Annotated in this window: 8 protein-coding genes and 1 pseudogene; 4 read left to right on the plus strand and 5 right to left on the minus strand. The window is 63.1% G+C overall.

The features are described from left to right. The 3 genes and pseudogenes from ACIP0B_RS27390 to ACIP0B_RS27400 form a co-directional block, all read right to left on the minus strand. Positions 1–352: pseudogene (locus ACIP0B_RS27390) on the minus strand ((Fe-S)-binding protein); the annotation flags it as partial. Then, on the minus strand, positions 349–1,173 hold the full coding sequence (locus ACIP0B_RS27395; RefSeq protein WP_400838117.1) for a (Fe-S)-binding protein: 825 nt from the start codon (positions 1,171–1,173) through the stop codon (positions 349–351). The gene ACIP0B_RS27395 and the pseudogene ACIP0B_RS27390, both read right to left, overlap by 4 nt. A 149-nt stretch (positions 1,174–1,322) precedes the next feature. Then, positions 1,323–3,017, minus strand: coding sequence for a lactate permease LctP family transporter (locus ACIP0B_RS27400; protein WP_400838120.1), 1,695 nt, complete (start codon positions 3,015–3,017; stop codon positions 1,323–1,325). 261 nt (positions 3,018–3,278) lie between these two features. Here ACIP0B_RS27400 and ACIP0B_RS27405 point away from each other — a divergent pair, with 261 nt between their 5' ends. Beyond that, the gene (locus ACIP0B_RS27405; RefSeq protein ID WP_400838123.1) at positions 3,279–4,046 is read left to right on the plus strand and encodes an FCD domain-containing protein; all 768 of its coding nucleotides are present in this window, start codon (positions 3,279–3,281) and stop codon (positions 4,044–4,046) included. A gap of 129 nt (positions 4,047–4,175) precedes the next feature. Here the strand turns inward: ACIP0B_RS27405 and smpB are convergent, their stop codons facing one another. Beyond that, positions 4,176–4,658, minus strand: a complete 483-nt coding sequence (gene smpB / locus ACIP0B_RS27410; RefSeq protein WP_085578405.1) for an SsrA-binding protein SmpB — start codon at positions 4,656–4,658, stop codon at positions 4,176–4,178. A 118-nt stretch (positions 4,659–4,776) separates the two neighbouring features. Between smpB and ACIP0B_RS27415 the strand changes: the two genes are divergently transcribed. Genes ACIP0B_RS27415 through ACIP0B_RS27425 form a run of 3 tightly spaced genes read left to right on the plus strand, consistent with a single transcriptional unit; the run spans position 4,777 to position 6,929 of the window. Continuing rightward, a complete protein-coding gene (locus ACIP0B_RS27415) occupies positions 4,777–6,180 on the plus strand; it encodes a sodium-dependent transporter (RefSeq protein WP_400838128.1) in 1,404 nt (467 codons plus the stop codon). Positions 6,181–6,187: 7 nt separating this feature from the next. Then, on the plus strand, positions 6,188–6,622 hold the full coding sequence (locus ACIP0B_RS27420) for a type II toxin-antitoxin system RatA family toxin (RefSeq protein WP_085578409.1): 435 nt from the start codon (positions 6,188–6,190) through the stop codon (positions 6,620–6,622). Beyond that, complete coding sequence (locus tag ACIP0B_RS27425; RefSeq protein ID WP_400838131.1) at positions 6,615–6,929, plus strand: RnfH family protein; 315 nt, start codon at positions 6,615–6,617, stop codon at positions 6,927–6,929. The genes ACIP0B_RS27420 and ACIP0B_RS27425 overlap by 8 nt, the downstream gene beginning before the upstream one ends. A gap of 61 nt (positions 6,930–6,990) precedes the next feature. Here the strand turns inward: ACIP0B_RS27425 and ACIP0B_RS27430 are convergent, their stop codons facing one another. After that, positions 6,991–7,521, minus strand: a complete 531-nt coding sequence (locus tag ACIP0B_RS27430; RefSeq protein ID WP_400838134.1) for an outer membrane protein assembly factor BamE — start codon at positions 7,519–7,521, stop codon at positions 6,991–6,993. Positions 7,522–7,575: the final 54 nt, after the last annotated feature.

Here is a 7,575-nt window from a genome sequence, read left to right on the forward strand (position 1 = left end):
CTTTGATCACTTGCCGCGCCTCGTGAGCGCGGATGATCGAAAGGACGATGCCATTGGCTTCGTCCACCGTTTCCGCCCAGTGCACAGTCACACCGTTGCGGGTCAGGTTCTGTTCCAGTTGCTCGAGCAGGTCGGGCAGCTTGGACAGCGCGCGGGCCTTGATCGCATTGCCCAAAGCGCGCAGGTGTTCTCTTTCGTGGGCATCACCGAAGGCCGCGGCTCGCTTGGCCATCAGTGAGTCCATCGCTGTGCGGAAGTTGTTCCGCAACTGCTTGTCGCCCAGGGCGTTGTGGGCCCGGGCGCGGAAATCTTCTTCTACGGCAACCGTAGGAATGATCGTCGAGGCGCTCACTTCGCACCTCCGGTCCGCTGCCACAGGAAGCTGGCCAGATGTTGGCCGCGCAGCGCTTCCTTTTGTTTCTCCAGCGAGCCGTTGATGTTCATCAAACAGCCGCAGTCGGCGCTCAGCACCTGGTGCGCGCCGGATTCCTTCAGGGCGCGGGTCTTGTCGGCCACCATCGCGCCGGAAATGTCTGGCATACGGACGCTGAATGTCCCACCGAAGCCACAGCATTCGCTTTCATGGTCATGGTTGACCCGTTCCACGTTGCTCAACTGCGCCAACAGCTCGCGGCCGTGCAGGTGGGTGTTCATCTCCCGGCGCGCCGAGCACGAGGTGTGCAAGGCGACCTTCACCGGCTCGCCGCTGTCCAGAAGCTGCACCTTGCAGACGAACAGCAGGAACTCGGCCAGTTCATAGGTGCGGGCCGCGAGGGCCTGCACTTGTTGCAGCGTGTCCGGCTCGTCCTTGAACAAGTCGGCGTAATGCTCGCGGATCATCCCCGCGCACGAGCCCGACGGCACGACCACCGGCCAGTCTCCGGCGAACAGCGCCAGTTGCGAGCGCGCCACGGTCCGGGCCTGCTCGGTGTAACCGGAGGTGTAGGCCGGTTGTCCGCAGCAGGTCTGCCCTTGCGGGTAGTCGACCCGGATGCCTTCGCGCTCCAGCAGGCGGATCGCGTCCATCCCGGCTTCGGGGTAGAACAGATCCACCACGCAGGTCCCGAACAGATAGACCCGCGATGGTTTCTCGCCGGGGTATTGCCGGGGTTCGGGCAGGGGCGGTGCGACGCGGGTGGCGTTGGGCACGGCGTTGTAGAAAAGCTCGCTCATCAGGCGTGTCTCCGGGTGGGCCCGGTTATCCGTCTGTGCGGCTGCCGAATATAGAGCGCGTTGCTTTCAGCAGCCTTACAGACCGGGGTGTGAATTGCTGACGCCGGAATCACGGACCGGCGTCGGTTTTTTCCTTATGGCTCGTCGTCTCAGTGCACCAGCAGGCCGGTGAACCAGTAGGCCTGGGCCAGGGTGATCAGGCCGACGATCGTTGCAAAGAATAGGCTGTGCTTGAGGGTGAACCGGAACAGGTCCGATTCCTTGCCCACCAGGCCGGTCGCGGCGCAGGCCACGGCGATCGATTGCGGCGAGATCATCTTGCCGGTCACGCCGCCGCTGGTGTTGGCGGCCACCAGCAGGGTGTCGTTGACGCCGATCTGGTGCGCGGTGGTCGCTTGCAGCGAGCTGAACAGGGCGTTGGACGAGGTGTCCGAGCCGGTCAGGAACACGCCCAGCCAGCCGAGGAACGGCGAGAAGAACGGGAACGCCGCGCCGGTCGCGGCCAGCACCAGGGCCAGGGTCGAAGACATGCCCGAGTAGTTGGTGACGAAGGCGAACGCCAGCACCATGCCGATCGACAGGATCGGCCAGCGCAGCTCGTAGAAGGTCTCTTTCAAAGTGGTCAGACCAGTTTTGAAGTTGATCTTCAGCACTGCCATCGAGATCAGCGCGGAGAAGAAGATTGCCGTGCCGGTGGCGGAGATCGGGTCGAGCTTGAACACCGCCGGGATCGCGGTCGGCGTGGCGACGATAGGCGCGGTCTTGATCACCAGTTGATCGAGGTGCGGGATCGCGAAATTGAACACCCAGGCATACATCGAGCCGCCGGCGGCGAACATGGCCTTGAACGGCTTGAGGGTCCAGATGGTCACCAGCACGGTGAGGATCAGGAACGGCGACCAGGCCTTGAAGATTTCACCCAGGCTGTAGGGCGATTCGACGGTCGTGCGCTTCTGGCCGAAACCGCCTGCGCTGGCCGTCACCACCGAAGCGGAAACGGCGCCGGCGATGTGTTGGCCGGCGGCGCGTTTCGGCTGCCACACCTTCAGGAACAGGGTCAGCGAAATCAGGCTGGCCAGGGCCGAGGTGATGTCCGGCAGCTCCGGGCCGATGAAGTTCGAGGTGAAATACTGGGTCACGGCAAAGCTCAGGCCCGCCACCAGCGCAGCCGGCCAGGTCTCACGCACGCCGCGCAGGCCGTCCATCATGAACACCAGCCAGAACGGCACGAACAGCGACAGCAGCGGCAGTTGGCGGCCGGTCATGGCGCCGATCTTGAACGCGTCGATGCCGGTCACCTGGCCGGCGACGATGATCGGGATCCCCAGTGCGCCGAAGGCGACCGGCGCGGTGTTGGCGATCAGGCACAGGCCGGCGGCGTACAGCGGGTTGAAGCCCAGCCCCACCAGCAGCGCGGCGGTGATGGCCACCGGTGCGCCGAACCCGGCGGCACCTTCCAGGAACGCACCGAAGCAGAAGCCGATCAGCAGGACTTGCAGGCGCTGGTCGTCGGTGATCGACAGCACCGAGCTGCGGATGACCTCGAACTGGCCGCTCTTGACCGTCAGTTTGTAGAGGAACACGGCCGCCACGATGATCCAGGCAATCGGCCACAGACCGTAGGCGAAACCGTAGCCGGCGGCGGCGAAGGCCATGTCGACCGGCATGTGGAACGCGAAGATCGCCACGGCGATGGCCAGCGCCAGGGTGATGCTGCCGGCGACGTGGCCCTTGAGGCGGAACACCGCCAGGGCGAGGAAGAAGAACACGATAGGGATGACGGCCGCGAGCGCGGACACGCCGAGGCTGCCGAGCGGGCTGTAGAGCTGTTGCCAGGTTTGCATATGGGGTGGCCCCTAATTGTTGTTGGTCAGGCACTGTCAGCAATTTGGGTAATTGGTAAGACCAATTTACAATCGCTGTCGGCTAGGGTAAAAGCCTCGATATCGGTGTGTCAATTTGCCGCCCTAAAACTTTTGTCGAACAACCGGACGCCCGAACCGGTTGAGCCGTTCAAATCGACGGGATCTGAGAGGTGCCGGCAACGCGGCGATAGGCCAGAATAGAGAGCCCGGCGAGCGGTCGGGGTCGTGGAGAATTGAGTGATGGGGTTTGATCAGATACGTCAGCGCCGTTTGTCTGACGATATTGTCGAGCGGCTTGAGGGGATGATCCTCGAGGGCACGCTGAAGTCCGGCGAACGCTTGCCGGCCGAACGTACGCTGGCCGAACAGTTCGGGGTGTCCCGGCCTTCGCTGCGCGAAGCGATTCAGAAGCTGACGGCCAAGGGCCTGTTGGTCAGCCGCCAGGGCGGCGGCAATTATGTGGTGGAAAGCCTCGGTTCGACGTTCAGCGATCCGTTGCTGCAACTGCTGGAGAGCAATCCCGAGGCCCAGCGCGATCTGCTGGAATTTCGGCACACCCTGGAGGCATCGTGCGCCTATTACGCGGCATTGCGCGCGACCGAAGTGGATCGCGAGCGGCTGACGGCGGCGTTCGAGGAGCTGCAGGATTGCTATTCACGGCACGACGAAGTGAGCCGGGCGGAAGAGGGCGCGGCGGACGCTAAATTTCATCTGGCGATTGCCGAAGCCAGTCACAACGCCGTGTTGCTGCACACCATCCGCGGGCTGTTCGATCTGCTCAAGCGCAACGTGGTGACCAACATCGGCGGCATGTACAAGCAGCGCGCGGAAACCCGCGACATGCTGATCACCCAGCACCGGGAACTGTATCAGGCGATTGTCGAAGGACGGGCGGAACAGGCGCGAGAAGTGTCCAGCCGGCACATTCTGTATGTGCAGGAAGTGCTGGAGGAAGTGCGTCAGGAAGTTCAGCGCGTGGCCCGGGCGGAGCGGCGCAAGGGGATGTGACGGCGGATTGCCTGGCTTGACTGTGGCGAGGGAGCTTGCTCCCGCCCGCCTGCGCAGCAGGCGCCATCGATCTTGGGGCTGCTGCGCACCCCGGCGGGAGCAAGCTCCCTCGCCACAGCAAGCCTGGCGTCAGTCTTCCTTGCCCTTGTTGCGCACGGCGCGCTGCAGCTCGCGGCCGGCGTCGCGTTCGCGCTCGGTGTCGCGCTTGTCGTATTCCTTCTTGCCCTTGCCCAATGCGATCTCGCATTTGACCATGTGCTTGCTCCAGTAGAAGGACAGGCATACGCAGGCGTAGCCCTTCTGCTGGACGGCGGCGGACAGCTTGTCCAGCTCGCGGCGGTTGAGCAGCAGCTTGCGGGTGCGCACCGGGTCGGCGATGACGTGGGTGCTGGCGGTCATCAATGGCGTGATGTGGCTGCCGAGCAGCCAGGCTTCGCCATCCTTGAGCAGCACGTAGCTGTCGACCAGCTGCAGCTTGCTTGCCCGCAGACTCTTTACTTCCCAACCGGCCAGAACCAGACCGGCCTCGAACTTGTGCTCGATGAAGTAATCGTGTCGCGCCTTTTTGTTCTGCGCGATGGTTCCTGTTGGGTGTTTTTTCTGTTTGGCCATAGGGGCGGCATTATATGGAGATAAACGGCTGGCGGCTACGGTGATGCGCGCGCTTGAGCAGGTTGAGTGAATCCCGGACAATGCGGCCTCTTTTTCGAACGCTTGGGCGTGATAAACGATGTCGACAGACAAGGTTTCTGTCCACGGCAGTTGGGCTAGCCGCTGGGTTTTCATATTGGCGGCGACAGGCTCGGCCGTGGGCTTGGGCAGCATCTGGAAGTTCCCCTACATGGTCGGGGTCTACGGCGGCGGCGCCTTTGTGCTGATGTTCCTGGCGTGCATCGCCCTGATCGGGATCCCGGTGATGCTCGCCGAAACCCTGATCGGCCGGCGCGCCCGGCAAAGCCCGGCCAACGCCCTGAAGGTGCTGGCGCTGGAGGCGGGGCACACGGCCAAGTGGTCGTGGGGCGCGTTCGCCGGGATGATCACGGCGCTGCTGATCCTGTCTTTCTATAGCGTGGTGGGCGGCTGGTCGCTGGACTACATCGTCGACATGGGGCGCGGCGACTTCCAGGGCGCCAGCGCCGATCAGGTGGGCGCCTACTTCGGCAACGTGATCGCCGACCCGTGGCGCCTGACGCTGTGGCACACCGTGTTCATGCTGCTGTCGGCCGTCGTGATCGCCAAGGGCGTGGTCGCCGGTCTTGAGCGCAGCCTGCGGATCATGATGCCGCTGCTGTTCGTGATGGTGCTGGTGCTGCTCGGCTACAGCATGACCACCGGGCATTTCATGGAAGGCGTGCATTTCATGTTCGACTTCCATCCGGACAAGGTGCTCGACGGCCTGCTGCCGGCGATGGGGCATGCGTTCTTCTCGCTCAGCGTGGGCGTCGGTTCGATCATGATCTATGGCGCTTACATGCCGAAACACACCTCGCTGTCCGGCACTGTCGTGGGCGTGGCGTTGCTCGACACATTCGTTTCGCTGCTGGCGGGGCTGGCGTTGTTTCCGATTGTGTTCGCCGGTGGCCTGAACCCCAGCGAAGGGCCGGGGCTGATGTTCGTCAGCCTGCCGTTCGCCTTCGGCAACGTGGCGTTCGGTCAGTTGATGGGCGTGGTGTTTTTCGTCCTGGTGGCTATCGCCGCCTGGAGCTCGGCCATTTCCTTGCTGGAGCCGATGGTCGCCTATCTGGTGGAGCGGACTAAAATCAGTCGTGCGTGGGTGACGTTCTGGCTGGCCTTCATCTGCTGGTTCGTCGGCCTGGGGACGGTGTTCTCCTTCAACATCTGGAAGGACGCCAAATTCTTCGTGAACGAAGGTGGCCTGTTCCACCTCTACCAGTGGGGCGCGGCGGGCGGTCTGGACTTCTTCGGCGTGATCGACTTCTTCACTTCGCGGATCATGCTGCCGCTCGGCGGGTTGTGCTTCGTGATGTTTGCCGGTTGGGTGATGGGGCGTGAGGCGGTGCGCGACGAACTGTCGATCCGCAGCCCGGCGCTGTTCGCCTTGTCCCTGTTCTTGATGCGCTATGTGGCGCCTATCGGCATTCTTGTGGTGTTTGCCGCCCAGCTCTGGAAGTGACGCTGACATGACGACACATATTCAACGTTCGGCGCTGTTGCCCTATCCGGCGCAGTTTCTCTACGACCTGGTCAACGACGTGGCGCGCTACCCGGAGTTCCTGCCGTGGTGCTCGTCCGCCGAGGTGCTGGAAAGCTCGGACGTCTACATGCGCGCCAGCGTCGGCGTGGCCAAGGGCGGCCTCAGCCAGCATTTCGTCACCCGCAACACGCTGGTGCCGGGGCAATCGATCGAGATGAACCTCGAAGAGGGGCCGTTCACGCAACTACACGGCATCTGGGTGTTCAAGCCGTTGGGCGAGAAGGCGTGCAAGATCAGCCTGGACTTGTCCTTCGACTACGCCGGCCCGCTGGTGCGCGCCACACTCGGCCCGCTGTTCAACCAGGCGGCCAACACCCTGGTGGATGCGTTCTGCCAGCGTGCCAAACAGAAACATGGCTGATCCGGTGATCGAGATCGAAGTGGTGTATGCGGCCGTCGACCGTCAGATTCTGCGTTCGGTGAGCGTGGGCGAGGGCACGACGGTGCGCGCTGCGCTGCTGGCGTCGGGCATCGGCGGCGAGTGTCCGGAACTGGATCTGGCGGCTTGTCCGTTGGGCATTTTCGGCAAGGTGGTCGCCGACCCGGAGAACCGTTCGGTGAGGGCCGGCGACCGTATCGAGATCTATCGCCCGCTGCTGGCCGACCCGAAAGAGGTGCGGCGTCTGCGTGCGGCCAAGGCCGCCGAGGCCAAAGCCCGAAAGCAGTGAGCCGGCCAGGCGCCAGGCAATAAAAAACCCGGAGTCTCCGGGTTTTTTATTGTGTCGCAGATTATTGCGGCGAGGTTTCCAGCGGCTCCGGCGTCGGCACCGGAACGGTTTCCACGCCATCCACGTCTTTCTGGATCTGATCGAGCAGGGAACCTGGCTTGACCGGTTTTTCCGGTTTCGGCTTCTCGCCGTTTTCTGTGGCAGGGGCGGTCACGGTGGTGCCGTTGTCCTTGCCGAGAATGGCTTCGTCACGGCTCACGCCGGGCATGAAGTCGCCGGACAGGCTGACCAGCTGGTCGTTTGCGTTGAAGTTGACGCTGATGCGTTCCTGTTGGCGTTCGCCGCCGCCTGGCTGCAGGCTGTACAGGTAATCCCAGCGGTCGGGATGGAATGTGTCGGCGATCAGGGGGTTGCCCATGATAAACCGCACTTGCCGCCGGGTCATTCCCGGACGCAACTGGTCTATCATGTCCTGCGTGACGACATTGCCCTGCTGGATGTCGATTTTGTAAACCCCGGGGAATGAACAACCGGCGAGTGCGAGCAGTCCCACGAAGGTGAAACTGGTTAGCAAGAGCTTGGTGATTAGCATCGGTGGTCGACGTCCACTAACTTGGCTGGGACAACGTAAACGCCGATCATACCC

Source organism: Pseudomonas sp. NPDC089534, from assembly GCF_044749305.1.
Classification (GTDB): Bacteria; Pseudomonadota; Gammaproteobacteria; order Pseudomonadales; family Pseudomonadaceae; genus Aquipseudomonas; species Aquipseudomonas ekonensis.